Annotated in this window: 22 protein-coding genes and 1 rRNA gene; 15 read left to right on the forward strand and 8 right to left on the reverse strand. The window is 67.7% G+C overall.

Annotation, left to right across the window (positions count from 1 at the left end; all coding sequences use genetic code 11):
• Positions 1-110, forward strand: a 5S ribosomal RNA gene (gene rrf / locus ASC91_RS07490); the annotation flags it as partial.
• Positions 111-316: 206 nt separating this feature from the next.
• On the opposite strand, the gene ASC91_RS07495 is transcribed toward rrf, so the two are convergent.
• Together ASC91_RS07495 and ASC91_RS07500 are read right to left on the reverse strand one after the other, a co-directional pair.
• A complete protein-coding gene (locus ASC91_RS07495) occupies positions 317-874 on the reverse strand; it encodes a 2'-5' RNA ligase family protein (protein WP_056194600.1) in 558 nt (185 codons plus the stop codon).
• A gap of 65 nt (positions 875-939) precedes the next feature.
• The gene (locus ASC91_RS07500) at positions 940-1,947 is read right to left on the reverse strand and encodes a LysR family transcriptional regulator (RefSeq protein ID WP_056194603.1); all 1,008 of its coding nucleotides are present in this window, start codon (positions 1,945-1,947) and stop codon (positions 940-942) included.
• Positions 1,948-2,047: 100 nt separating this feature from the next.
• On the opposite strand from ASC91_RS07500, the gene ASC91_RS07505 reads away from it, so the two are divergent.
• The 3 genes from ASC91_RS07505 to ASC91_RS07515 are packed head-to-tail and all read left to right on the forward strand — an operon-like array spanning position 2,048 to position 4,689.
• Positions 2,048-3,073 (forward strand): serine aminopeptidase domain-containing protein, encoded by a 1,026-nt coding sequence (locus ASC91_RS07505; RefSeq protein ID WP_056194605.1) that lies wholly within the window; start codon positions 2,048-2,050, stop codon positions 3,071-3,073.
• Between the two features lie 42 nt (positions 3,074-3,115).
• The gene (locus ASC91_RS07510; protein ID WP_056194608.1) at positions 3,116-3,769 is read left to right on the forward strand and encodes a 2-hydroxychromene-2-carboxylate isomerase; all 654 of its coding nucleotides are present in this window, start codon (positions 3,116-3,118) and stop codon (positions 3,767-3,769) included.
• Positions 3,770-3,804: 35 nt separating this feature from the next.
• Positions 3,805-4,689, forward strand: coding sequence for a UDP-2,3-diacylglucosamine diphosphatase (locus ASC91_RS07515; protein ID WP_056194611.1), 885 nt, complete (start codon positions 3,805-3,807; stop codon positions 4,687-4,689).
• Here the strand turns inward: ASC91_RS07515 and asd are convergent.
• From asd to ASC91_RS07530, 3 genes are read right to left on the reverse strand one after another with little or no spacing between them, the layout of a single operon-like run.
• Positions 4,676-5,593, reverse strand: coding sequence for an archaetidylserine decarboxylase (gene asd, locus ASC91_RS07520; protein ID WP_235531891.1), 918 nt, complete (start codon positions 5,591-5,593; stop codon positions 4,676-4,678). The genes ASC91_RS07515 and asd overlap by 14 nt on opposite strands.
• Complete coding sequence (locus tag ASC91_RS07525; protein ID WP_056194614.1) at positions 5,593-7,239, reverse strand: aminotransferase class III-fold pyridoxal phosphate-dependent enzyme; 1,647 nt, start codon at positions 7,237-7,239, stop codon at positions 5,593-5,595. The genes asd and ASC91_RS07525 overlap by 1 nt, the downstream gene beginning before the upstream one ends.
• Before the next feature lie 4 nt (positions 7,240-7,243).
• On the reverse strand, positions 7,244-7,858 hold the full coding sequence (locus ASC91_RS07530) for an Mpo1-like protein (protein ID WP_056194663.1): 615 nt from the start codon (positions 7,856-7,858) through the stop codon (positions 7,244-7,246).
• A 113-nt stretch (positions 7,859-7,971) separates the two neighbouring features.
• On the opposite strand from ASC91_RS07530, the gene ASC91_RS07535 reads away from it, so the two are divergent.
• Positions 7,972-9,213, forward strand: a complete 1,242-nt coding sequence (locus ASC91_RS07535; RefSeq protein ID WP_056194617.1) for a glycosyltransferase family 1 protein — start codon at positions 7,972-7,974, stop codon at positions 9,211-9,213.
• Positions 9,214-9,225: 12 nt separating this feature from the next.
• Here ASC91_RS07535 and lplT read toward each other — a convergent pair whose 3' ends face one another.
• Together lplT and ASC91_RS07545 are read right to left on the reverse strand one after the other, a co-directional pair.
• Positions 9,226-10,497 carry a lysophospholipid transporter LplT gene (gene lplT, locus ASC91_RS07540; protein ID WP_235531893.1) on the reverse strand — a complete coding sequence of 424 codons (1,272 nt, stop codon included), beginning with the start codon at positions 10,495-10,497 and terminating at the stop codon, positions 9,226-9,228.
• 106 nt (positions 10,498-10,603) lie between these two features.
• Positions 10,604-12,076: a GAF domain-containing protein gene (locus ASC91_RS07545; protein WP_157281285.1), complete on the reverse strand. Its 1,473-nt coding sequence runs from the start codon at positions 12,074-12,076 to the stop codon at positions 10,604-10,606.
• A gap of 170 nt (positions 12,077-12,246) precedes the next feature.
• Here ASC91_RS07545 and ASC91_RS07550 point away from each other — a divergent pair, with 170 nt between their 5' ends.
• The 10 genes from ASC91_RS07550 to ASC91_RS07595 are packed head-to-tail and all read left to right on the forward strand — an operon-like array spanning position 12,247 to position 22,523.
• On the forward strand, positions 12,247-13,155 hold the full coding sequence (locus ASC91_RS07550) for a BadF/BadG/BcrA/BcrD ATPase family protein (RefSeq protein WP_082532508.1): 909 nt from the start codon (positions 12,247-12,249) through the stop codon (positions 13,153-13,155).
• Positions 13,152-13,880, forward strand: coding sequence for a GntR family transcriptional regulator (locus tag ASC91_RS07555; protein ID WP_056194626.1), 729 nt, complete (start codon positions 13,152-13,154; stop codon positions 13,878-13,880). Before ASC91_RS07550 ends, ASC91_RS07555 begins: the two co-directional genes overlap by 4 nt.
• Complete coding sequence (nagA, locus tag ASC91_RS07560) at positions 13,880-15,010, forward strand: N-acetylglucosamine-6-phosphate deacetylase (RefSeq protein WP_056194629.1); 1,131 nt, start codon at positions 13,880-13,882, stop codon at positions 15,008-15,010. Before ASC91_RS07555 ends, nagA begins: the two co-directional genes overlap by 1 nt.
• Positions 14,991-16,013, forward strand: coding sequence for an SIS domain-containing protein (locus ASC91_RS07565; RefSeq protein WP_200955242.1), 1,023 nt, complete (start codon positions 14,991-14,993; stop codon positions 16,011-16,013). The genes nagA and ASC91_RS07565 overlap by 20 nt, the downstream gene beginning before the upstream one ends.
• Before the next feature lie 2 nt (positions 16,014-16,015).
• Entirely contained in the window at positions 16,016-17,488 is a 1,473-nt protein-coding gene (gene nagZ / locus ASC91_RS07570; protein ID WP_235531894.1) for a beta-N-acetylhexosaminidase, read from the forward strand.
• Between the two features lie 20 nt (positions 17,489-17,508).
• Positions 17,509-18,765: an MFS transporter gene (locus tag ASC91_RS07575; protein ID WP_235531895.1), complete on the forward strand. Its 1,257-nt coding sequence runs from the start codon at positions 17,509-17,511 to the stop codon at positions 18,763-18,765.
• Positions 18,762-19,604, forward strand: coding sequence for a glycoside hydrolase family 16 protein (locus tag ASC91_RS07580; protein ID WP_157281288.1), 843 nt, complete (start codon positions 18,762-18,764; stop codon positions 19,602-19,604). Before ASC91_RS07575 ends, ASC91_RS07580 begins: the two co-directional genes overlap by 4 nt.
• Entirely contained in the window at positions 19,601-20,722 is a 1,122-nt protein-coding gene (locus ASC91_RS07585; RefSeq protein WP_056194643.1) for a glycoside hydrolase family 18 protein, read from the forward strand. The genes ASC91_RS07580 and ASC91_RS07585 overlap by 4 nt, the downstream gene beginning before the upstream one ends.
• Positions 20,719-21,798, forward strand: a complete 1,080-nt coding sequence (locus tag ASC91_RS07590; protein ID WP_082532510.1) for an acyltransferase family protein — start codon at positions 20,719-20,721, stop codon at positions 21,796-21,798. Before ASC91_RS07585 ends, ASC91_RS07590 begins: the two co-directional genes overlap by 4 nt.
• 17 nt (positions 21,799-21,815) lie before the next feature.
• Positions 21,816-22,523, forward strand: a complete 708-nt coding sequence (locus ASC91_RS07595; RefSeq protein ID WP_056194646.1) for a DUF6445 family protein — start codon at positions 21,816-21,818, stop codon at positions 22,521-22,523.
• A 73-nt stretch (positions 22,524-22,596) separates the two neighbouring features.
• On the opposite strand, the gene ASC91_RS07600 is transcribed toward ASC91_RS07595, so the two are convergent.
• The gene (locus ASC91_RS07600) at positions 22,597-25,245 is read right to left on the reverse strand and encodes a TonB-dependent receptor (protein WP_056194649.1); all 2,649 of its coding nucleotides are present in this window, start codon (positions 25,243-25,245) and stop codon (positions 22,597-22,599) included.
• Positions 25,246-25,562 lie beyond the last annotated feature (317 nt).

The raw sequence follows: 25,562 nt of genomic DNA on the forward strand, positions 1-25,562 counted from the left end.
GACGACCATAGCGACTTGGTCCCACTCCTTCCCATCCCGAACAGGACAGTGAAACGAGCCAGCGCCGATGATAGTGCGGATTCCCGTGTGAAAGTAGGTCATCGTCAGGCTATTTACCCCTCAAAACCCCTCCAGCTCAGGCTGTGAGGGGTTTTGTTTTTGGGTGATTTGAATATTCAGCCGGATTCAAGAGTGCGCGGCAAACGAATCGGGCGGTGATGAGCAATGCCGCCTGCCGCCTGCCGACATGGGCAGATTTCGGATGCCCGTTGGGGGCTGTTGCCGTATTGAATTGGTGGCGCCAATTCAGGCCCACTCAAAACAAATCAATTTGCGGAGCCAGGGGCGCCGCAGGCAGTTCCCAACTCGCGACTTCGCTGTAGCGGTAGCCCGCCCCGTCACCCTCGCTGCGGACAAGCAGCACGCGATCGATGGTCCAGTCGATGGGTTCTATCGCGATGGGCGCATCGGCGATTGCGGCGAGATAGCTGAGGGTGATGTGCGGCGCGTCCTGCGCCGACGCGCTGAGCCCTTGCTTTGCGAGCGCGGCGTTGATGGCACGTAGCAGATCGACGAATCCGGCCGGCATCCCTCTCGGCTTCAATGCGGAATAGCCTTCGTTGCTGACAATCCAGCTGAGCGTCATGGTGACAGCGTGCGCCGCGATCAAGCCACCCGCCCGCAGCAGGAGTTGTTCCACCTCCAGCATCTCGTCCGGCCAATAGCGACCCGACAGTGACTGATGCCAGTTGGCGCGCGCAACCAACAAGGTGCGCAACCGCTGGTCCAAATGGAGTCCCTGAATTGCCGTTTCGATGCAGTCTCCTGCGTCAGCCGACGGGCAGGCCATGAACAGGTAGCGCGGCCGGCTCATCGGGTCCCCCGCCTCTCATCAAGACGATTTGTAATCGGTGGCGTCCGCTCAGTCACCTTAGTCCCTCACGCGCGACCGCCGCCCAGCGACTGCCGCACGAAGCGAACCAACGCACGTGCGGTTTCCGAGCCGCTAGGCAGCGGCAGGGTCAACGCTTGCACAGTGTCAATACCGGCCAGCATGCGCCATCCGGGCAGCACGTCGACCAGCGCAGCTGCCGTCAACGAGCCCAAGCTCGGCGTCCCGGCCGCAGCGTCGTCCTCATCCTGCAGCGCCCGCAGCGGCTCCACGCAGAAATCCGGTGCGATGACCAATCCGGCGCCGTGGCGCGCCAGAGCAACAAGCCCGTCCAGGTCGCTGCCCCAGGCCACCGCCTGCAGCGACACGCTCTGCCGTCGTCCATCGTCGTGCTGCCACTCGGTGACGACGGGCTCCTCTCCCTGGCCCAGCAGCAGCAGGGGTGCGTTGGCGAGATCCTGGGGCTCTTGCGCAGATGTGTGTCGGCCGCGACCGTAGACGCGGACCACAAACGGCAGCACCGGCTGGGCGACCCATTGCTCGGGTGGCTTGCTGGTGACGCGGAACGCGATGTCCAGCCCTTCGCGCATCAAGTCCACGCGGCGATCCGTGAAGAAGAGTTCGTAGCGCACGGCCGGGTGCAGCAGTTGGAAGCGCGCGAGCAAAGGCGCGAGCACATGCCGGCCAAAACCGGCGGTGGCGCTGATGCGGATCGTGCCGTCGAGCTGGTCGCGCGCGTGCCGCAGGGCCAGGCGGGCGCTCTCTGCCGCATCACGAACGGCGCGGGCACGGGCGTGGAGGCGCCGGCCGGCCTCCGTCAGGCCCAGGCTGCGCGTGCTGCGGGCGAACAGCGCCAGGCCGACTGCGTTCTCGATAGCCGCAATGCGGCGGCTGATCGCCGCGCGTGTCAGCCCGAGGTCCCGCGCCGCCTGGGCAAAGCTGCCGGCCTGGGCAATGCGTGCGAAAAGCTCCAGCGCATTCGCGTCCAAAGCCTCTTCGGCAGCGGTCTGGCGGCGTCGGCCGACGCCAGGCGGGACGGGGTTCTTTGTCGACATTTTGTTGACGATCTGGGGCTTGTGGACGATCTACTGCTTGAAAAGTTGCCAATCTAGACTGCCTCCACCGCCGCCACAAGCGCGCTGACCCGAGGTTCCGATGAACAGCCTTCCCTTGACCCCTGCCGATGCGCTGCCGCTGCCCATTCCGGCGACAAGTGCACTGGACCTGGACGACACCCACGCCCGCGACCTGCAGGTGCGTGTCTGTCCGACGCCGCTGCGTTGCAGCGATGGCCGCCTGCTTGCGGCGCAGTGGTTTGAGCCCCCGCATGCCGTCGGCGTGCGCGCGGTGGCCGTGATAGGGGCCGCAACGGCGGTGCCGGCCAGCTATTACCGCCACTTCGCGGAGTGGCTGGCCAGGCGCGGCTATGCCGTGTTGAGCTTCGACTATCGAGGCATCGCTGCCTCGCGCGAGGCCCTGCAGCCCGGCGAGGACGTGCGCCTGCGGGATTGGGCTCGGGTGGACATGGGCGCAGCCTTGCACGCGGCAGACAAGCGTCGGCGCGAGGAGGCTGCGGCCCAGCGCCGCGAACTCGGCCTGCTGTGGGTCGGGCATTCGCTGGGCGGCAACTCGGTCGGCCTCGTGCCCGGCTTCGAGGACAAGGTGGATGCGCTGCTTGGCGTTGCGGCCCAGGTGGCCTACCTGGGGCATTGGTCGGGCTTCGCGCGCCTGCAGGCCTGGCTGTTCTTCCATCTGATGCTGCCGGTCGCAGTGAGGCTGTTCGGCCATGCGCCCGGCCGCATGCTCGGCCCGCGCGCCGAGAAGCTGCCTGCTGCCGCGGCGCTCGAATGGGCCGCGTGGGGGCGAAAGCCCGGCTTCCTGTTCGGCGACGAAAGCCTGGCGCGCGAGCGGAGCTACCACCGGTTTACCGGCCCGGCGCATCTGTGGAGCGTCACCGACGACCATCTTTTCGGTCCGGCCGCCGCCGTCGACGCGCTGGCCGGCCATTTCAGCGCCGCGCGCGTGCAGCGCCATGCCGTCGCTCCGGCCGATCTGGGCGTCAGCAAGATCGAGCATTTCGGCCCCTTCCGACGTGACCTGGGTGCCAAGCTTTGGCCGCGCCTGCTCGAGCCCATCGAAGCCGCGACACCTCGGCTTGCAGCACGCTTGCACTCGGCGTAAGCACCGCTGCGGTGCACGCTTGGGCGCGGCTAAGGTCGCGTCATGATCGACGACCGCTTTCTTGCCGACAACACGGCCGTGCTGCGCGCGCCGGTGCGGTTCTATTTCGACTTCTCCTCGCCCTATTCCTACATCGCCTCGGAGTGGGTCGAGGCCGTCGCCGCCCGGCATGGCCGGCGCGTGCAATGGCATGCCATCCTGCTGGGCGTGACCTTTCAGGCCGCCGAACTGAAGTCGCCCGTCGCCCACCCCATCAAGCGCGACTACACGCTGCGTGACTTCGAGCGCTCGGCCCATTTCGCCGGACTGCCCTACCGTCAGCCCGATGCCTTTCCGATCGCGACGCAGAACGCGGCGCGTGTGTTCTGGTGGCTGAGTGATCAGGACCCGGCCCGCGCCGTCGCCTGGGCGCACGCCGGGCTGCGCGCCTATTTCACGCGCGGTGTCTTGCTCAATGATGTTGAGGCACTGAAGGGGCTGCTGGCCGATTCCGGCATTGATGCCGACGCGGCCGAGGCCGCCTGGAGCGACCCGGTCTGGAAGAACCGCCTCAAAGCCGAGAACGACGCCGCCATTGCCGCTGGCGTGTTTGGTGCGCCTCATTTCATCGTCGACGGCGAACCCTTCTGGGGCAACGACCGCCAGGCCCAGATCGAGCGTTGGCTGGGCAGCGGCCCGTTCAAGGGACTGGCCTGAGGATGTTCACGCTCGCGTCATGACATACGGGCAGCATGCCCGCCATGCCGACGACGCAAGACTCCGCTGCCGCCGACACGCCCACGCTGTCGGTGCGAACCGTCTGGATCTCGGACCTGCACCTGGGCACGCCTGGCTGCCAGGCCAAGGCCCTGCTCGACTTCCTGCGCGACGTCGAGTGCGAGACGCTCTACCTCGTCGGCGACATCATCGACGGCTGGCAGCTGCGCCGCTCCTGGTACTGGCCGCAGGCGCATAACGACGTCGTGCAGAAACTGCTGCGCAAGGCACGCAAGGGCACACGGGTCATCTTCATCCCCGGCAACCATGACGAGTTCGCGCGCAAATACCTCGCGCACAACTTCGGCGGCGTGGATGTGATGGAGGAAGCCATGCACGTGACGGCCGACGGCAAGCGGTTGTGGGTCACGCATGGTGACCTGTATGACGGCGTCATCCAGTGCGCGCGCTGGCTGGCTATTGCCGGCGACCTGGCCTACGAGTTCACGCTCAAGGTCAACCGCTGGTTCAACCGCATCCGCGCCAAATGCGGCCTGCCGTACTGGAGCCTGTCGCGCTATCTGAAACACAAGGTCAAGCGCGCGGTCAGCTACATCAACGAGTTCGAAAACGCCGTTGCCCGTGAGGCCAGGAAGCGCGGTGCGCACGGCGTTGTCTGCGGCCACATTCATCATGCGGAGATCCGCGAGATCGACGGCATCCTTTACTGCAATGACGGCGATTGGGTGGAGAGCCTGACAGCCCTCGTCGAGCACTTCGACGGCCGGCTGGAGATCATCGACCGAGGCGACGAAGCGGCATTGCCCGGCATGCTGCCTGCGCCGAAGACCGTGCCTGTGGCGCTGCCAATGCCGGCAGCCGCGAAGGCCGCGGCACCGGATACGGTCAGCTCAGCCTGAGCAATGCCTGGCCGGCGCGGATCTGCACGCCCGGGGCAATGCCCTCGGCCAGATCAAAGCCCTTGGGCACGAAGACGATGATGGTCGAACCGTGCTCGAACCAGCCCATCTCCTGGCCTTTCACGTGCGGCGCCGAGCAAGGCATCTCGTTCGCACCCTTGCGGCCGAGATGCAGCAGCACGTCGAGGAAGTGCAGGCGGATGCTGGCCACCAGGATGGCCGCGACAGGCACCAGCGCGATCGGATGACCGCTTGAGAGCGTCATGCGCACCACGGCGCGCTCGTTGCGGCAGAACAGCCGTTCCACACGCTTCAGTGCCACCGGATTCACGTTCCACGTGTCTCCGCTCAGATAGGTCACATGCTCCACCGTGCCGTCCGCCGGGGCGTGGAAGCGGTGGTACATCGCCGACGTCAGCCGCAGTGTGACGAAGCGGCCGCCTTCGAAGACGCTGGCATCCTGGGTCGGCCCAAACAGCTCCTCGGTCGAATATGGAAACCCCTTGGCCTGGTAGACCTGCCCGCGTTCGACGACGCCGGTCGCGCCGACGATGGCGTCGCTGGGGCTTGCAAAGATTTCAGGCCGCGCGTCGAACACGCGTGAGCCGGGTCTCAGCTCGCGTGTGAAGCAGTCCTTCAGCGAGCGAAAGTTCTGCTGCTTGGCCTCGCTCAGGTCCAGCGGCGTGAACATCCGCCAGACGGCAATGGTCAGCCGCGTCAGCCACGGGCTCTCGATGCGGGAGAAGCGGCCCATCATCCGCGTGAGCGCGATCCGCGGCACGCGGTTGGTCAGCAGGAAGTTCAAGTCTTCCTGCGCCACGAGGCGTTTGAACCATCCCCGGCGGGGCCGCGCGTGGTCATTCATCCCGACGCGCAGCGCGGGCGATGCTTCGCGGTCTTTCATCAGAACTTCTGCTCCAGCATCTCGCGGAAAACGCCGCGGCGGATGGCCTTGGCGGTCAGCTCGGGCGCAGTCCACCACCAGCCGTCAGCACGCATCTCGCCGCACGCGGCGATGAAGCGGTCCATAACCTCGGCGAACTCGGCGTCGCTGTAGTTCAGGCTGAAGATCAGCCGCCCCGTACCCACCCAGCTCAGCGCCAGGCCGTGCTTGCGCAGATAGAACTGCAGCATCCAGTGGTAGCGGCCGGGCTGGTCGTACATCACGGTCCAGATCGTCGACAGATTGGCCATGCGCACAGGCGCGCCGGCCGTCTGTAAGCGAGCGTTGAATTGCGCGCAGCGCGCGTTCCAGCGCTCGTCGAGGCCGTCGTACAGCGAGCGGACCTCGGGGCGTTCGATGCGCTTCAGGAAGGATGCCATCGCTGCGACCACATAGGGGTGAGCATTGAAGGTGCCGCGCGCAAAACAAATGTCGGCCGGCCGGTCCTCGCGATAGCGCTGCATCAGCAGGCGGCTGCCGCACACGACCCCTACCGGCAGCCCACCGCCCAGCGTCTTGCCGTAAGTGACGAGGTCGGCCTTGACGCCGAAGTACTGCTGCGCGCCGCCCGGTGCGAGGCGAAAGCCCACGAACACCTCGTCGAAGATCAGCACGATGCCACGCGCCGTGCAGACCTCGCGGAGCTTCTTCAGCCACGCGGTGTAGGCCCCGCGGTCGTAGCTCGCGCGGCGGCTGCCGTCGATCAGCGCGGAGTCACCCGGCGCACTCGCGTTGGGATGAAGTGCCTGCAGCGGATTGACCAGCACGCAGGCGATGTCGCGGCGCGTCGCCAGCACCTTGAGCGAACGCTCGGCCATGTCCTGCAGCGTGAAAGTCTCGCGCGGCGGCAGCGGGTTGCCCGGGCCGGGCTGCACGTCCTCCCACCAGCCGTGGTAGGCGCCGGCAAAGCGCACCAGGCGCTTCTTCTTCGTGTGATACCGCGCCAGCCGCACGGCCTGCATGACCGCCTCCGTGCCGGACATGTGAAAGCTCACCTCGTCCTGCCCGGAGATGGCCTTCAGACGCGACAGCACGTCCAGCACGCAGGGGTGGTAGGCGCCAAGCACCGGGCCCAGATCACGGACCATGGCTGCTGCTTCGTCGATGCATTCCTTGTAGGCGTCGTAGCCCAGCACGTTGACGCCGTAGGAGCCGGTCAGGTCGTAGAGGCGATTGCCATCCAGGTCCTCAACCTGCACGCCTTCGCTGTGCTGCAGGAAGGCGCCCACCTTCAGACGCTCGCGCAGCACCGGGCTGAACTGGAAGGGCACGCGGTAGCGGCCCGTGAAGCGCAGATCAGAAATGGTGTCGCGCGCTTGTTCGGTGGCCGCGAGCGTCTTCGCGAAGCGGCTGTCGAACTCGGCGCCCAGGCGCTGCAGTGCGGCACGCCGTTGGGCAGCAACTTCCGTCGGTGCGCCGTCAGCGGCGAAAAACTGCGCCTCGTCGTAGGCATAGCCCGGCACCCAGCGCGCCAAGCGCTTGGCCATGCGCGAGTGCCCGGCCAGTGAGCGGTGCTTGGCCCGCGACAGCTCGATGCGCCGTTTGACCGCCGGCAACAGCGCGAGCACGCCCAGGGCCAGCGCCGAAAGAGTGAGGGTCTCGTCCATCAGCTCAATGCGCCTGCTGGCCCACGTGGTCCATCGGATCGATCAGCTGGCCGCGCAACAGGAACAGGGGCGCCTTCCAGTACAGCATCACGTCGTGAAAGGGGTCGGTGATGATCTTGAAACCCCAGGCCAGGCCCTGCATCAGGTTCTGCGTGACCCACAGCTGCACGACGCGGAACACCAGGCCCGTCACGCCCAGGCAGAACCAGGCCATGCCGACGTCCTCGATAAAGCCCTGCAGGCCTACGGCAGGCTGGATCAAACCGCCCAGCGACGGCGACAGCCACAGCACCAGCGGCAGTGCCACCCAGACCGACATCAGCACGATCTTGCGGCGGATGTTGTAGCCAATCTTGATCTCTTCCTTGTACTCGTCGGTAGCCTTGTTCACCTCGTCATAGCCACGCGGCTCGAAGAAGAAGTGACCCGCCTGGCGCGTCGTCATCGATACGCACCAAGCCAGCAGTGCCGACCACGCGGGATTCACGAACAACAGCGCATACGACACCAGGAAGCTCAAGGCGCTGATCAGGTGCAGGCTCTGGTTGATGCGGCTGTGGTGGTAGTAGCGGTGGTCGTCCCAGCGCTGGGTCTTCAGGGTTTGAAAGAACTCGTTCACGTCCCGTCCTCGTATTTGGGTGGCAAGCAGCGCGATGGTGGGCTGCTTGCGTGAAATCGGCGTGACGGTCCGGTTGTCATCGTGCTGTTGCAAACGCTGCCGACCATGCGCGCATGAAAACCGCAACCGACGCCGACGACATCCTGGTTGACGACTTGCCCGCGCCGCGCCATTCGCGTCGGCTTGCGGTGGTGACGGAGACCTATCCGCCCGAAGTCAACGGCGTCGCCATGTCGATGGCTCGCGTCGTGGACGGTCTGAACCGCCGCAACCACGACGTGCAGCTCATCCGCCCGCGCCAGCCAGCCCGGATGGGCATGCAGCCCACCGGCAAGCCCGAGATCGACGAAGTCCTGACCAAGGGCCTGCCCGTGCCGCTGTATCCCAACCTGCGCATGGGCGTGCCCAGCAAGCGCAGCCTCGTGAAGCTGTGGTCGCTGCGCCGTCCCGACGTCGTTCACATCGCGACCGAAGGGCCGCTGGGTTGGTCGGCACTCCAGGCGGCCCAGCACCTGTCGCTGCCCGTCACGTCCGACTACCGCACCAACTTCCATGCCTACGGCAAGCACTACCGCCTGGGCCTGCTGTCCAAGCCCATCATGGGCTATCTGCGCAAATTCCATAACCGCTGCGACGCAACCATGGTGCCCACCGAGGCCATGCGCGTGCTGCTGGCCGAACGCGGCTTCGAGCGGCTGTCGGTGGTGGGCCGTGGTGTCGATACGCAGCGCTTCGATCCGGCGCGACGCAACGCTGCGATGCGCGCAAGCTGGGGCGCCGCGTCTGACGACCTGGTCATGGGTTACGTCGGCCGCCTGGCCCCCGAGAAGAACCTTGGCGTCGTGCTGGCCGCTTTTGAAGCTGTGAAGCGGCTGCAACCGCGTGCCCGCCTCGTCTTCGTCGGCGACGGGCCGATGCGTGCCGAGCTGGCGGCGCGTGTTCCCGACGCCGTGTTTGCAGGACAGCGCGGTGGCGACGATCTGGCGGCGCATTACGCCGGACTGGACCTCTTCCTGTTTGCAAGCCTGACCGAGACCTTCGGCAATGTGACGACCGAGGCCATGGCCAGCGGCTGCGCCGTCATCGCCTTCGAGAGTGCGGCCGCGGGCGAGTTGATCCGTAGCGGCGTGAACGGCTGGCTGGCCGGGCCGGGCAAGGAAGACGCCTTTGTCGCGGCGGCGGGCGTTGCCGCCATGGACGCCAACGCCCGCCGGGTGGTGGCCGAGGCGGCGCGAGCCACGGCAAGGCGATTGGATTGGGCCGATATCACGGCGCGTTTCGAATCGGTGCTGGAAGGCGCCATCGCGCGCGGCGAGCCGGTGTTCCGACTGACGGGTTTGCAGGCCGTGGCCTGACGCGAGGCGCCTCTAGGCGCGGCTGCGGGTGTCCACCCAGATCAGCGCTGCAATCGCGCCCGCAACCAGCACGCCCAGCCCGCTGAGCGTCACCGCGATCGGCACACCCGCGGCTTCGCAGCCGGCATAGGTCGCCAGCATCGCCAGCACGCTCAGGTTTTCATTGAACCCCTGCACGGCGATGGACCGCCCCGCGCTCAGCAGCGTCGCGCCGCGGTGCTGCAGCAGCGCGTTCAGGGGCACGACCATCGCGCCACCCACGGCGCCGACCAGAGCGAGCACGACCGCGGCCGTTGCCACCTCGCTGACCTCGGCCACCACTGGCATCAGCAGGCCCAGTGCGATGCCGGCCCAAAGCCCATGCCGCGCCTGGTGCAACGCCAGCCAGCGCCCTGCCGCCGCCGCGCCGCCGATGACGCCCACCGCCACCGCCGCCTGCAGATAGGCTGCCTGGCTCAAGGGCAGCGCGAGTGCCTCGCCAGCCCATCTCAACACCGCGAACTGCAGCGTCGCCCCGACGCCCCAGAACAGCGTCGTTGCCGCCAGCGACAAGCCACCCTCGCGGTCGCGCCAGAGTGTGCGGTTGGCAGCGCGGAATTCGCGCAGCAGCGTCGCCGGATCGTGAGCCACGCTGCGCTGCCGGCGTCCGCTGTCTGCGATGCCGGCGTTCAACAGGCTGGACACGGCGTAGATGACCAGCAGCGCCGCCAGCGATCCCGTCAGCTTGTCGGCCGGCAGGTTCAGCCCATCGCACACGTCCGCCAGCCCCGAAGCCAGCCACAGCGGGCTCACCAGCGCGCCGCCCAGCACGGCGCCCAGCAGCGCCGCGGACACGACGCTGATCTCGATCCAGCCATTTGCCTTCACGAGCGCTTCGGGCGCGGCCATCTCGGTGATCAGGCCGTACTTGGCCGGCGCATAGGCCGCAGCGCCCAGGCCGACCACCGCCAGCGCCGCCACCGGGTGCAAGCCGAGGGCCAGCAGCGCCAGGCCGAGCATCTTCACGAGGTTCATCGCGGCCATCACGCGGCCCTTGGCGAAGGCGTCGGCCAGTGGCCCGACCCAGGGCGCGAGCAGCACATAGGCGGCCATGAAGCCCACCTTCAGCAGTGGCGCCCACCACAGCGGGAAGCCCTGCTGCGCGAGCAGCGCGATGGCGACGATGAGCAGGGCGTTGTCGGCCAGCGCCGAGGCGAACTGCGCGCCGATGACGAGGCCGAAGCCGCGCGGCAGGGCGGGGCGTGCGGCGCAGAGTGAGTGGGTGTCGGAGGAGGTGGCGTGCACGAGTGCCGCACTGTGACAGTGCGGCGTGAAAAGGCGATGACGCGGCCGGATTCCGGGCAGCGAAAGGCGGGACTGCTCTTCAACAGCCGCGCTCGCCCCACGCGCCTCAGCCTCTGATCACCACCTCGAACAGCAGTGCCAGTTGGCTGGCGATCAGCAGCTCCTGGCGCGTCCAGGCCCGCGTCGTGCGGGCATCGACCAGCCACAGGGCGCCGGCCAGCTGCGCACCGTCATACAGGGGCACCTCGATACGCGCCTCGGCGGCGCCTTGCAGGCCGGACAGCTCGGCATGGCAGGGATGCAGGGCCGCATCCGGCAGCGCGAGCGGCGCGCCATGGCGGGTCAGCAGGTCGACGTAGCGCGGCTGCTCAGCGTTGCTCAGCCCGCCTTGGCCGAGCGGCCAACGGATCACGCTGGCCAGCCCGAGGATGCGGGCGCTCGCCGCCTTCAGCTCAGCCAATGCTTCGGGCGGCGTTGCCGTGGACAGGCGCTGGCGCTGGCCGCACAGATGCAGCAGCAATTCCTCCGGCGTGACCGGCGTGCCGGCCTCCTCGGCCGGCGGCGCGGCCAACGTCGTGCGAGCGGGCAGGCTGAGGCGCTCGATCTCGGACTGCAGGGCCAGGTGTTGCCAGAGGTGGTCCAGTGCGCCGGGGGCATCGCCCTCCGCCTGCAGCAGCTCGGCCAGTTGCAGGTGGGCCTGGCGTGCCTGCGCACGAGCCTGGATGCGCTGGGCCAGGGCCAGGCCGTGGCGGGTCGAGCGCACGGCGGCGGCGTTGTCGCCGCGGGCCAGGGCGATCTCGGTCCAGGTGCGGCTGGCGGCCGCCTCCAGCCAGGGGTAGCCGTGGCGAGCAGCAATGTCGAGCGCCAGACGGCAGTCGGCCACGGCCCAGTCCATGCGCTGACGGGCCAGCGCTGCGCGGGCAAGATGCCAATGCGCCTCGGCCTCGAAGACGCGGTGGCCGCCGCGCCGCGCCGCGGCCAGGCCATGGCTGAAATGGCGCTCGGCGGCGGGCAGGTCGCCAGTCTCAAAACTGCCGACGCCGATGTTCAGCGCCAGCTTGGCGGCCAGGTAGCTGTCGTCGCCGCCGCCGAGCTTGAGTTGCTCGCCGGCGTCACGCATCTGGCGCAAGCCGCGCGCCCAGTCGGCCTGGGCGTAATGAATCTGTCCGAGGCCAATGCGCGCGGCCACGCCGGCCTGCAAATGACCGCTGACCTCCGCGAGGTCCAGCGCCCGCGACCATTGCTCACTGGCGAGCTGATACTCGCCCTGCTGGTAGGCAATACGCCCGAGCGCTTCGCAAACCCGCGCGGCCTGCACCGGGAAATGTCCGGCGGCTGCCAGCGCACCGGCTTGTTCAAGGGCCGGCAGCAATTCCAGTGCACGTCCGCGCGGCTCCAGCAGACCGAAGCGCGCGTAGAGTGCATCCACACCGACAGCGGTGTCGCCGGCCGTGAAAGCGTTTACGGCGAGCGATTCGAGCAGCCTGTCGGCCGCTCGCGGATGGCGGTGCGCGACGCGGCCAATGCGGCCCAGCAGATCGCCCAGGGCCTCGCTGGCGGCAGGATGAAGAATGAACACGGCGGCCGTTTCGGGTTGGTTTCTCACTGGTATTCTTGTCGATTCCGAGGGCGGGTGCGTCCTGACTGGGGCCAATCCGTAGCCTGCTTGAGCGGCCATAGACCAGTTTAAAACCAATTGACGGCCCTTACCGTTGGTATTAGAGTGGTATCGACTGAATCACGTCGATCATGCCCCTCGTTCTCAATCCTTCACTTTTGACCTCCCGCGACTCTGGCCGCCCTGCGCGCTACCGGGTCGGCATCGATGGGGGCGGCACCAGCACCCGCGCCATCGTGGCCGACGTCGAGGGCCGGATTCTCGGCCGCGGTGAGGCCGGCGCATCGGCCCTCGGCCAGGGCGCGGCGCAGGCTTGGCGCCCCATCGGCGAGGCCATTGCCGCAGCCGGCGTGCCGGGGCTGGCCTTGAAGGATTGCGCCCTCGGCCTGGGCCTGTCCGGCACCGGAGTGCCGGCGCAATTGCAGGCCTTTGTCGCGGCCAACCCCGGCGTGGCTCGCTTCAGTTTGGTCACCGACGGCCTCGTCGCCCTGCTGGGCGCCCATGGCGGCCAGCCCGGTGCACTGTTGATTTCAGGCACCGGCTCGGTTGCAGAGGCCTTGCTGCCCGACGGCAGCCGCCGCATGGTGGGCGGCTGGGGCTGGCAAATCGGCGATGAGGGCAGTGGGGCGTGGCTCGGCCAACAGGCCATGAAGCTTGCTCAAGCCGCCTACGACAGCCGCGTCCCGGCCGGTCCGCTGGTGCAGGCCGTCTGGCGCCAGACCGGCGCGACGCGCGAAGAAATGCTGGGCTTCTGTGCCCAAGCCGGGCAGAGGGGCTATGCCAGCTTGGCGCCCCTGGTCTTCGAGCACGAAGAAAACGACCCTGCCGCCAGCGTGCTGCTGGCGCAGGCGGCGGGTGCGCTCGACGCCCTCGCTGCCGCCCTCCATCCCACCCTGCCGCTGGCCCTGGCCGGCAGCATCGCGCTGCGCTTGGGCGCGCGCCTCAGCCCGGCCTTGCAGTCTCGCCGTGTCGAACCTCAGGGCGAGCCGGTCATCGGCGCGCTCTGGTTGATTCAACAACAAGAAATGAACCACGCATGAGCGCCGTCTTCAATTTCAAGCCTGATCCCAATGCGGCGTCGCCGCTCTACATGCAGCTCGCGCAGAGCCTGGCGACGGCCATCCGCGAGGGGGTCTTCCACGCCGACGAGGCCCTGCCCAGCGAGCGCGTGCTGGCCGAGCAGCTCGAGCTGTCGCGTGTCACCGCGCGCAAGGCCATCGACCGTCTCGTCGAGCAGGGGCTCATCATCCGCAAGCGCGGCTCGGGCAACTACATCGCGCCCAAGCTGGAGCAGCCGCTGACGCGCCTGACCAGCTTCTCGGAAGAACTGCACCAGCGAGGCTTCGTGCCCAGCTCGCGCTGGCTGCTGCGCGGCTTCACGCCGGCCGCGCCCGACGAGCAGCTGTCGCTGGAGCTGAAGAGCGGCGAGCGCGTCGCCCGCCTGGAGCGCCTGCGCCTGGCCGACTCGGTCGTGATGGCCTACGAAGTCTCGGTGCTGCCGCAGACCGTGCTGCCCGACCCGCAAAAGGTCGAGGCCTCGCTCTACACCCACCTCGGCGACCGCGCCCCGGTGCGCGCGCTGCAGCACATCCGCGCGCTGAACGCGGACGCGAAGCTGGCCGGTCTGCTGGAGGTGCCGTTAGGTGCGGCCGTCCTCTTCATCACGCGGGTCGGCTATCTGTCCTCGGGCCAGGCCGTCGAGCTGACGCATTCCTATTGCCGAAGCGACTACTACGACTTCGTGGCCGAGATGCGCAGGGACTGATGAAACTTCGACTCGAAGGCGACATCGTCACGCCCCAGGGCGTGATCACCGGCCACCTGGACATCGCCCACGGCCGCATCGCGGCCGTCAGCGGCACGCCCATCGATGTCTCGCGCGCCGGCGAGGGCGGCCGGTCCATCCTGTTGCCCGGCTTCATCGACACCCATGTGCATGGCGGCGGTGGCCGCGACACGATGGAGGGCGGCGACGCCATCGCGACGATTGCGCGCCGCCACGCCCGCCACGGCACGACGGCGCTGCTGGCCACGACGATGACGGCGCCGGTCGGCGAGATCGAGGCCGCGCTGAAGGCGCTGGGCCCGGTCTGCCGCCAGCGCGGCCGCCAGTCGGCCCGCGTGCTCGGCGTGCATCTCGAAGGCCCGTACATCAGCCCTGATCGACTCGGTGCCCAGCCTGCGCATGCCATCCCCGCGACGCTGGAAGAGGTGCAGCGGCTCAACGAATTCGCGCCCATCAAGGTGCTGACCATCGCGCCCGAGATGGTCGGCCACCTGGCGCTGATCGGCCCGCTACGCGACGCCGGCATCCGCGTGCAGATCGGCCACAGCAATGGCGGCTATGACGACGGCGTGGCGGCCCTCCAGGCCGGCGCCGCGGGCTTCACCCACCTCTTCAACGCGATGACCGGCCTGCACCACCGCGAGCCCGGCATGGTCGGCGCGGCGCTCGCCCACGGCGAACACGCCGAGCTCATCCCCGACCTCATGCATGTGCACCCCGGCGCCATCCGCGTCGCGCTGCGCTGCATCCCCGGCCTGTTCTGCGTGACCGACTCGACCGCCGCAGCCGGCATGCCCGACGGCGAATACCGCCTCGGCGAATACACGGTGCAGAAATGCCTGGGCGGTGTGCGCCTGGCCGACGGCACGCTGGCCGGCAGCGCCCTGACGATGGACCAGGCGCTGCGCAACCTCGTGCAGACCGTGGGCCTGACCTTGCCCGAAGCGTCGCGGCGTGTGTCGACCGCGGCCGCCGAATACCTGGGCCTGACAGACCGCGGGCGCCTTGAGGCTGGCGCCTGGGCCGATGTGGTCGTGATGGATGCCGCACTGAATCTGCGGCGCGTGTTTGTAGAAGGTGAAGAGATCGATGTCGTCGTTGATGCTTGAAGAGGCGCTGAGCGCGCCGGACGTGGTGGCCCGCCAACTGGCAGCGGACCCGCTGAGCTATACCCGCCTGGGCCAGGCGCTGCAGGAGCAGCCGCCCAGCAGCGTGCTGACGATTGCGCGCGGCAGCTCCGACCATGCGGCTCACTACCTGGCCTACCTCGTCATGGCGCGCCTGGGCCGGCTGGTCACCTCGCTGCCGATGTCGCTGATCACGCTCTACCAGAGCCGCATCCACTGCCAGGGCCTGCTGTCGATGGCCTTCTCGCAGTCCGGCCAGAGCCCCGACCTGATCGCGCCGACGAAGTTCTTCCGCGAAGGCGGTGCGCGCACGGTGGCCTTCGTCAACGCCAGCGGCTCGCCGCTCGCGGCCGCGGCGGAACACGTGTTCGAGCTGCACGCCGGCCCCGAGAAGAGCGTGGCCGCTACGAAGAGCTATATCGCCCAGCTGGTGGCCGGCGCCCGCGTCGTCGCTGCCTGGCAGCAGGACGACGCCCTGCGCGCCGCGCTGAACGTGCTGCCCATCGCGTTGGAGCGGGCCGCCAAGCTGGATTGGAGCGCCGCGCTGCCGGTGCTGCAGAACGAGGACCGCCTTTTTGTGCTCGGCCGTGGCACGGGCCTGGCCGTCGCGATGGAAGCGGCGCTCAAGCTCAAGGAAACCTGCGGTATCCAGGCCGAGGCTTTCTCGGGCGCCGAGGTCAAGCACGGCCCCATGGCCCTGGTGCGCGACGGCTATCCACTGCTGATCTTCGCGCCGCGCGGCCCGGCCCAGGCCGGCCTGCTGGCCATCGCCGAGGAAATGCGCAGCCGTGGTGGCCGCGTGCTGCTGGCCGCCCCCATCGGTACGCCCGGCGCCGAGCTGCCGCTGGTCACGACGGGCAACGAGGACCTCGATCCCATCGCCCTCGTGCAGAGCTTCTATCCCATGGTCGAGGCGCTGGCACGAGCCCGCGGCTTCAACCCTGATGTGCCGCCCAACCTCGCCAAAGTCACCAAGACGCATTGATCATGAGCACCTTTGATCCCGGCCGTCTCGTGATGGTCGACATCCCCGGCCCTTCGCTCGATGCGGACACGGCCGCCTTCCTGCGCGAGCAGAAGATCCGCTCGGTCTGCCTGTTCCGCAAGAACATCGGCACGGAGGGCGAGGTCAAGGCGCTGATGCGCGATCTCATCGACGTGCTGGGACCCGAGGCGCTGATCGGTATCGACCAGGAAGGCGGCGCGGTCGTCCGCGTGACCTTCCTGCCGCAGCCGCCGTCCGCCATGGCGCTGGGCGCGAGCGGTGACGCCGACCGGGCCGAGGCCGTGGGCGCGGCGGTGGCGCGCGGGCTGAAGTCGCTGGGCATCAACTGGAATTTCGCGCCGGTGCTCGACGTCAACAACAACCCGGCCAACCCGGTCATTGGCGAGCGCAGCTTTTCCAACGACCCGGTCGAGGTCAGCCGTCTCGCGGCTGCGTGGATGCGTGGCTCGCTGCGCGAAGGTGTGGCCTGCTGCGTGAAGCACTTCCCCGGCCATGGCGACACGCATGTGGACTCGCACCACGCCCTGCCCACCGTCGACAAGACGCGTGCCGAGCTGAACGCACTGGAGCTGGCGCCCTTCAAGGCACTGGCCTCGCAGGCGCCGGCCATGATGACGGCCCACATCGTCTACCCGCAAATCGACCCCGACCGCCCGGCCACGCTGTCGCCGCAGCTGATCGGCGGCATCCTGCGCCAGGACTGGGGCTATGACGGCGTCGTCATCACCGATGCGCTGATGATGAAGGCCGTGGCCGAGCGCTTCGGCTACGCCAGGTCCGCCGTCATGGCCATCGAGGCCGGCGCCGACATGGTGCTGGCCCAGGGCTCGCCGGCCGAGCAGCTCGTGGCGATCCACGCGCTACGCGATGCCTTCAACAGCGGCCGATTGACGCCCGAGCAGGGCGAGACGGCCAATCGCCGCCTGGACCGCCTCGCCGCCGCCTACCCGGCCCGCGCCGTGGACGACAGCGCTGCCCGGGCGGCCGACCATGCGTTGATGGCCGAAGCCTGGGCCGCGGGCCTGACCGCACTGCGCGGTGCCAGGCCGCCGGCTTTGGATGCACCCATCCGCGTCATCGTGCAGGGCGATGTGCCGACCGACATGGTCTCCGAGGCCGGCCCCACTGGCCGACAAGCCGTGGCCCTGTTCGAGTCCTTCAGCGACGCCCAGGTCCAGATGGTCGACGACATCGCCCAGCTCGACTGGCGCACCGTGCCCAAGGACGGGCGTGTCAATGTGCTGGTCTCTACGCGCCGCGCCCGCTACGGCTTGGCCGCGAGCGAGTGGCAGCCGGACCTGCACCTGTCGCTGTGGAATCCCTACCAGAGCCTGGACGTCGCCGGCCCGACCGTGCTGAGCTGGGGCTTTGCGCCCGGTGCGCTGACCGGCCTCAAGGCCTGGCTGGAAGGCCGAGCCCAAGCCACCGGCCGCGCGCCGCAGGGACTGCAGTGATGGAACAGGCTCGGACTCCAATGAGGTGGGTGCCCACCCTGTACTTCGTGCAGGGCATGCAGTTCTTCGTCGTCATGCTCATCGCGGGCCTGATGTTCAAGAACCTGGGGGTCGAGAACGACCAGATTGCCCGCTGGACGGCCGTGCTCGGCCTGGCGTGGGCCATCAAGCCGCTGTGGAGCCCGTTCCTGGAACTCGCGCGCAGCAAGAAGCTGATCGTCGTCGTGGCGCAATACGTCGGCGCCGTGGGCCTGGGGCTGATGGCCCTGGCACTGCATCTGCCGCACTGGTTCGGCGCGGCCATCGTCGTGCTCTTCCTGATCGCCTATGCGTCGGCCACGCATGACATCGCCTGCGATGGCCTCTACATGGCCTCGCTCGACGAGAAGCGCCAAGCCGCCTATGCCGGCTGGCAGGGCGCCTTCTTCAACGGCGCGCGCTTCTTCATCACCGGCGTCATCCTGAAGCTGGCGGGCCATCTGGAAGGCACGATGGGTGCAGCCAACGCCTGGTCCACCGTCTTCCTGGCGCTGGCCGGCCTGGTGGCCGTGCTGGCCACCTACAACGCCCGCTTCCTGCCCGGCACGCTGAGCACCGAGCACAGCGAACTGACGGCCTCGGGTGTGGCCGCAATGCTGAAGGAGGTTGTCGTCGACTTCTTCCAGAAGCCGGGCATCTGGCGCGCCGTGCTCTTCATCGTCATGTTCCGCTTCGCCGAAGGCCAGGTGCAGACCATCGGCCCGCTCTTCCTGCTGGAAGCGCGCGACAAGGGGGGGCTCGGCCTGACGACCGGCCAGGTGGCCGACGTCTACGGCTGGGTGGGCACGGGTGCGTTCCTCGTCGGGTCCGTGCTGGGTGGCTGGGTCACCAGCAAGCTCAGCCTGCAGCGCGCGATGCCGCTGCTGCTGGTGGCCATGAGTGTGCCCAACATCACCTTCTATTACCTCGCCAGCCAGCTGCCGGCCGACATGCCGCACATCGCCGCCGCGGTGGGCGTCGAGATGTTCGGCTATGGCTTCGGCTTCGTCGGCATGATCCTGTACATCATGCAGGCCGTGGCCCCGGGCCGCTTCCAGACGGCCCACTATGCGCTCGGTTCGGGCGTCATGCAGCTGGGCTTCATCTTCGCCAAGTCCATCAGCGGCGACATCCAGATCGCGATGGGCTACCAGCAGTTCTTCGCCTGGACGATTGGCTGTGGCCTGCCGGCATTGCTGCTGCTGCTGTGGGTGCCGATGCCGCGCAAGGCCGCGCCGGCCGAGGCGGTGCCGGCATGAAGGCCGCGGCGCTGTTGCTGGTTGCCGCGGCTCCTGCATTCGCCGCTGGCGAGTTCTTCGACGACTTCTCGCAGACCAGCCTGGACGCGCTCCGCCAGAGCGGCTGGGTGCTGCGCGAGGGCACCGGCCACCCGGGCCTGCCGGGTGCACGCTTCGCCACCACCCAGCTCTCGCTGGACGGCGGACTGCTCAAGCTGAAGATGTCAACGGACGGCACGCCGGCCAACACCTCGCTGGCCCAGCTCTGCGCGGCTCGCAAGTTCCTGGTTGGCACGACGACGGCGCGTGTGCGCTTTCGCGACACGGCGGGCTCACGCGACCCCATCGTCCAGAGCTTCTTCCTGGCCGGGCCGCTCAAGCACGACTACGACCCCGACTTCAGCGAGGTCGACTTCGAATACCTGCCGCATGGCGGCTGGGGCGAGCCGGAGACGCGGCTCTACGGCGTCAGCTGGCACACGGTGCGCATCGACCCCTGGGAGTCTTTCAACCAGGCCGCCATCGTGCAGGGCTCCTTCGACGGCTGGCAAGTGCTGACCGTGCAGGTCGAGGCCACACGCACACGCCACTACGTCAACGGCAGATTGATGGGCGAGCACACCGGCCGCAATGTGCCCGCCAAGCCGATGGCGATCAGCTTCAATCATTGGATTTCAGACGGTGCGACGGCGGGTGCGCCGCGCGACTACGAATTTGAGGTCGACTGGGTGCTGCACGAGGCCGGCAAGACGCTGAGCTCCACCGCGATGCAGGCCCGTGCCGCGCAATTGCGCAAAGAGGGCGTGACCCGCCGCGATACCGTGCCGGATGCCGGCCTGACGAGCGAATGCAATCTATGAAGAAGACCCTGATCGCCGCCCTGGCGCTGGCTGCCTCCCTTGCGCAGGCGCAAACGAAGCCCGTCGTCGGCACCTACATCCTGGCCGAACGCGGCGTCGACGTCGTCGAGCAACTGCAGCCCGGCCGTGTCACACACCTGCTCTATGCCTTTTTACTGATCTGCGGTGAAGGCGAGCGCGCCAAGGAGGCCACAGCCTGTGCCGGCAAGCCCAACTTCAGCATCGCACCGCATGCCGACCAGGACATCTTCTCCGCCGCCTTCCAGCGCCTGAAGGTCCGCGACCCCAAGGTGCAGGTGCTGGCATCGGTGGGAGGCTGGGGCGGCTCCGATCCCTTCTTCCACCTGGCCGCGACAGCCCAGGGCCGCGCGGCTTTCGTCAAGTCCTCGGTGGACTGGCTGCGTGCCCACCCGGGCTTCGACGGCCTGGACATCGACTGGGAGCATCCCGGTTCCAACGGCTCGGTCAACGGCGTGCCACTGGGCAGCCCGGCCGATGCCGAGAACTACGTGCTGCTGATGCAGGATTTGCGCGTGGGGCTGGATGCCCTGGGTCGCGATGTCGGCAAGCGCTACGCGCTGACCACCGCGATTGCCACGACCAAGGAGCAGTTGGCTCGCATGGCCATGGGCCGCGCGGCGCCGTCGCTGGACCTGGTCTTCATGATGACCTACGACTTCGCCGGTCCTTGGACCAAGAAGGCCGTCAACCACACTGCGCTGCGCAGCGCCAAGCCCAGCGACGACACCAGCCTGGAGGCGTCGGTCGCCAACCTGAAGCGCGAGGGCGTGCCGGCTGTCAAGCTCGTCGCCGGCGTCGCCATGTATGGCCGCGGCTTCGACGGCGTGAAGGCCGACGGCCGCTATGCCAAGCCCTGGCCCAACGAGGACGGCTCGGTGCCTTTCAAGGACATCGATTCGCTGACGGGCATGAAGGCGCATTTCGACAAGCGCACCCAGTCCTGGGCCATGGTCGGCGGCGGCCGTTTCGTCGGCTACGACGACCCACGCGCCGTGCGCGCCAAGGTCGCGTTCGCGAAGAAGCAGGGCCTGGCGGGCGTGTTCGCCTGGGAGCTCAGCCAGGACAACGGCGAAATCCTGAGCGCGATGCAACCGTGAGCGGCTTGCCGTCTTCTCGGCGCATCGCGTCGGTCGACGCGCTGCGCGGCCTGGCCGTTGCGGCCATGCTGCTGGTCAACAACCCCGGTGACTGGGGGGCGGTCTACTGGCCGCTGGAGCACGCGGCCTGGCATGGCTGCACGCCCACCGATCTGATCTTCCCGTTCTTCCTCTTCATCGTCGGCGTGTCCGCCGCGCTTGCTCTCGGGCCGCGCGTGGATGCCGGCGCCGCGCCGGGGCCACTGCGAGCCGCCGTCATCCAGCGCGGCCTGCGCATCGTCGGTCTGGGCCTGGTGTTGCATCTGCTGGCCTGGTGGTTGATGCACAAGCCCGAGTTCCGTGTGCTGGGTGTGCTGCAGCGGATAGGCCTTTGCTTTGCGTTCGCGGGCGTGGCAGCCCTCCACCTGCGTGCACGCGGGCAGTGGACCTTGCTGCTGGCCTTGCTGATCGGCTACGGCGTGCTGCTGCTGTTCGGCAGCCCGACGCTGGACAAGCTCGGCAGCCTGAACCAGCGCATCGATAGCGCCGTGCTGGGTCGCTGGGCTTATGAATGGGATGCGGCAACCGGCATCGCCTTCGACCCCGAGGGCCTTCTGTCCACGCTGGGCGCGCTGGCGACGACGATCTTCGGCCTGCTTTGCGGCGGCCTGCTGCGCCGCGATCAGACACGAGGCCTGCTGTTGACGGGTGTTGCGGCGGCGCTCGTGGGTTGGTGGTGGTCGGGCTGGCTGCCCTGGAACAAGCAGCTGTGGACGCCGTCCTTCGTGCTGTGGACCGGCGGCCTGGCGGCTGTGGCGCTGGCCGCGGCGCATCAGTGGATCGATCGTCTCGGCCATCGCCCCTTGGGTCGCGCCTTTGGGCTGAACGCCATCGGCGCCTATGCCGGGGCCTGGATGTGCACCGTGTTGCTGGCGGCCACCGGCTGGATGGAGCCGCTGTACCGCACCGTGTTCGCGCCGTTGAATCCGCTGATCGGGCCTTATGGCCAGTCGCTGTCGTTCGCGCTCGCCTTCGTCGCGGTTTGGGCCGTGATCGTGTGGGCCCTGGACAAGCGCGGCTGGTACTGGAAGGTTTGAGAACCGGACACGCGAGCATGAGCGACGCCTTCGCCATCCGCATGCCGCCGGACATCCAGTCCGCGCAGCTCGGCGAGCATCAAGTCGTCTTCATCGACAACTTCCTTGAGAACCCGCTGGCGATGGTCGAGGCGGCCGCCAAGGTCAGCTTCGCGCCTTATCCCGGCGTGGCTGATCGCAAGGGCTACCCGGGCATTCGCGCACCGGTGCCAGCCGACTATTCGGCCAACCTCACTGCGCTGATGGAGCCGTTGATCCGCCTCAACTTCGGCGTGCCCGAAGCGCTCGATCTGCGCAAGAGCGAATGCGCTTTCTCGCTGACGACGATGCAGCCCGACGAACTCGGCCCGTTGCAGCGCACACCCCACTTCGACGCCAGCACGCCCCACCATATGGCCGTGCTGCTCTACCTCTGCGACGGCGCGCACGGCGGCACCGCTTTCTATCGCCACAAGGCCACAGGCCTGCAGCAGGTCACGGCGGACAACTGCGAAGCCTTTCTCGACACCTACTACGCCGAGCTCAACGCCCGCCCGCCCGCGCGCCGCTACTTCGACGACTCCGACGAGCACTTCGAGTTCCTGGGCATGATGCCGGCCCGCTTCAACCGCCTGGTCATCTACCGCGGCAGCCTGCTTCACTCGGCCGTCGTGAACCCGCAGCTCAGCCTGAGCAGCGATCCGCGCACAGGGCGGCTGACGGCGAATTCCTTCTACGACTTCTAGGCTGCGGCCTGCGCTTCGCGCAACAAAGAAAGCCCGGCACTCGCCGGGCTTTTGCATGGCCCGGGGGCGTCGATCAGAACTTCGCCGTCAGGCCGATCTTGTAGGTCGTCTCGCCCTTGAAGGACCAGGCTGGGTAGCCGGCCTTCAGCGGGTCCTTGTGCAGGCCGTCGGCCGGCAGGCTGGTGGACATGGCGCCGTACTGGACGTCGTCCTGCTTGGTCAGGTTCACCGCGTCGAAGCTCAGCTTGAGCCACTTGTTGATGTTCCAGCCGAAGCTCGCGTCCAGCGTGCCGAAGTTGGCGTGCATGCGGTTGCCGTACCAGTAGGCGTTCTCGCGAATGATGTACTTGGAGCGCCAGTTGTAAGCCAGGCGGCCGAAGTAGTCGGGCGTCTCGTAGTAGCCCACCAGGTTCACGTTGTGCTTGGACGACTGGGTGAACAGGCCGAGCTGGTCGGCGAAGCTCTCCTTGGGCGCCGTGCCTTCGGTGAAGGTGTAGTTCGACACGATGCCGAAGCCGTTCTCGAAGGCATGGTTGGCCTGCAGCTCGATGCCACGCAGGCGGCCGCCGCCGGCATTGACGAAGTTCTGCACCGTCCAGTTGTCGACCTTGCTGAACGGGTCGACCAAGCCGATCTTCTGGTTCAGCAGCACATTGGCCGTGATGAAGTTCGAGATGTCCTTGTTGAAGAAGGTCGCCGACAGCACATTGCCCTTGCCGTAGTAGTACTCCAGGCTCAGGTCGATCTGGCTGGATTTCATGGGCTTGAGTTCGACGCTGCCGACCGTCCAGGTCTCGTTGCCGATGCGGTCGTCGTTGTAGCCGGACACCTGGATGCCGAACATGTTGGCGAAGTTCGGGCGCGTGATGGCCTGCGACGCTGCGGCGCGCAGCACCAGGTCCTTGCGCAGGTCGAAGGCCAGATTGACGCTGGGCAGCACGTCGTTGTACTTGGACTTCTTCACGTCGAAGCCGCGGCCCCAGTTCTCGTTGCCGGCGTAGTCGCCCGCGGCCAGCGGCGTGCCGTCGAACTTGTAGCCGGTGCTTTTCACGTCGGTGGAGATGTAGCGCAGGCCGAAGTTGCCGCGCAGGTTGCCGGCCTCGAAATCGAACATGCCGTACAGGGCCTGGTTCTTCTCGTTCAGCTCGCTGTAGGCGGAGCGGTCCTCGTTCCAGCCGTTGATGTTCTTCAGCGTGCCGGCCACCATGGCGCCGATGTTGGGGCGCGGGATGCTCCAGCTGGCCACGTCGACCGTGCCGTCGAACAGGCTGGCGGTCGCGGTGGTGGCGATGGTGGCGGCCCAGACGGGGCGGTAGGCGCGCTTCTCGAAGGTGTGGTCAGCAAAGCGCACGCCGGTCTTGAAGGTGTTGATGGCACCCCAGTTCAGGTCGATGGTGGCGTCGAACTGCGCGTACTTCTCCTGGTCCTTGTTCGGGCCTTGTGACGTCGCCCAGGTCTGCGGGCCCAGCTGCGAGGGCAGCTGAGCCGCCGTGAAGGACTGGCTGGACGTCGGGCTGATGACGATCTGGTGGCCCGTCGCGTCGATGGTGCCCTGCCAGTTCGGGCGCGCGAAGCCGGCGTCCCAGTTGCCGGCCTGGAAGTTGGCTGTCAGCGACGTGCCGCCCTTGGCCTTGGTGGTGCCGGCGACGAGGTCGAACTTGGCGCCGTCGAGCTTGTAGTGCCCGTCGAAGGTGACGCTGTCGGAGGTCATCTGCGCGGCGCGGGCCCAGACCTGGAAGAACTGGTCGGGCAGCGGCTTGGCGGCGGTGGTCGTGCTGTGCACGCACATGCCGGTGGGGTTCCAGGCCGACTTCACCTCCGTGTTGCGCTTGTCGCAGTTCGGGTCCTGGAAGATGTAGTCGCTGCTGTTGGAGCTGTCGCCCACGAGCTTGAGCTTGAGCAGGTTCAAGCCGAGGTCCAGGCCTTGCGCCGGGCGGGCTTGCAGCGTCAGGTTGATGGCGTCGCGCTTGCGGTCCTGGATGAAGGCGGTGGGCGCCACGTCGCCCGACCAGCGGTTGTCGGCCTCGACACCACGGCGGATGTAGGAACCGTCGGCATGGGCCGCGGCGGCCAGCACGCCGAAGCTCTTGGCTTCGTTCTTCCAGCTGTACAGGCCCGAGACTTCCTTCTCGGCGTCGCTGATGGTGCCCTTGCCGTACTTGACGCTGACGAAGCCGCTGTTGGCCGCCATGTCCAGCGGCTTGCGGGTCTTGACGATGACCGTGCCGCCGATGCCGCCTTCGGTCAGGTCGGCCTGGGAGGACTTGTAGACCTCCATGCCGCCGATCAGCTCGGAGGGCAGCAGGGAGTAGTTGAAGGAGCGGTCGATGTCGAGCTGGTCATACCAGCCCGTGGACGCGACGGTCTGGCCGTTCAGCGTCGTGTAGGTCATCTGCGGGTCGGAGCCGCGGATGGACACCGAGGCGCCCTGGCCGAAGGCACGGCCCACGGACACGCCGGGGATGCGGCCCAGGGCCTGGCCGACGTCCGAGTCGGGCAGCTTGCCCACGTCTTCGGCCGAGACGGCATCGACGACGGCGCTGGCGTTCTTCTTGATCGTGGCGGCGGTTTGCAGCGAGGCGCGGATGCCGGTGACGACGACCTGCTCAAGCTGCGACGGTGCATTGGCCGACGCCGCCGCTTCCTGTGCCTGTGCGGTGAGCGACATGCTCAGCAATGTCAGCGCCACAGCGGCCGCGATGGGGGTCGGTTTGACCTTCATGAACTAATCCTTGTTGTGGCCAATGATTCGGGTGGGGTGGCCGCCGTTGGCCTATGCGTACCACCTTGAGTCCGGTTGCCGCCCTTGTCTGGTTCGGATTCGCGTACAACCAATTCAATGCCACTATAGATTTTGATAACGCCACTTTGCTACCAATTTAGTCTGGGTAGTTTCCCGAGTGGCTTGGTCGTGCCTATGAAGCAGGGTCAGATTGCCCTGTAGGAGGCTCACCTCGCATGGTCAATTGGTATCTGACTGGTGCCGGAACTCGGCCGACGATCCTGTTGTGCGGTGGCGACGACGGGCTGGCAGCTAGG

It is taken from the genome of Pelomonas sp. Root1237 (assembly GCF_001425055.1).
In the GTDB taxonomy this organism is placed as follows: domain Bacteria; phylum Pseudomonadota; class Gammaproteobacteria; order Burkholderiales; family Burkholderiaceae_C; genus Pelomonas.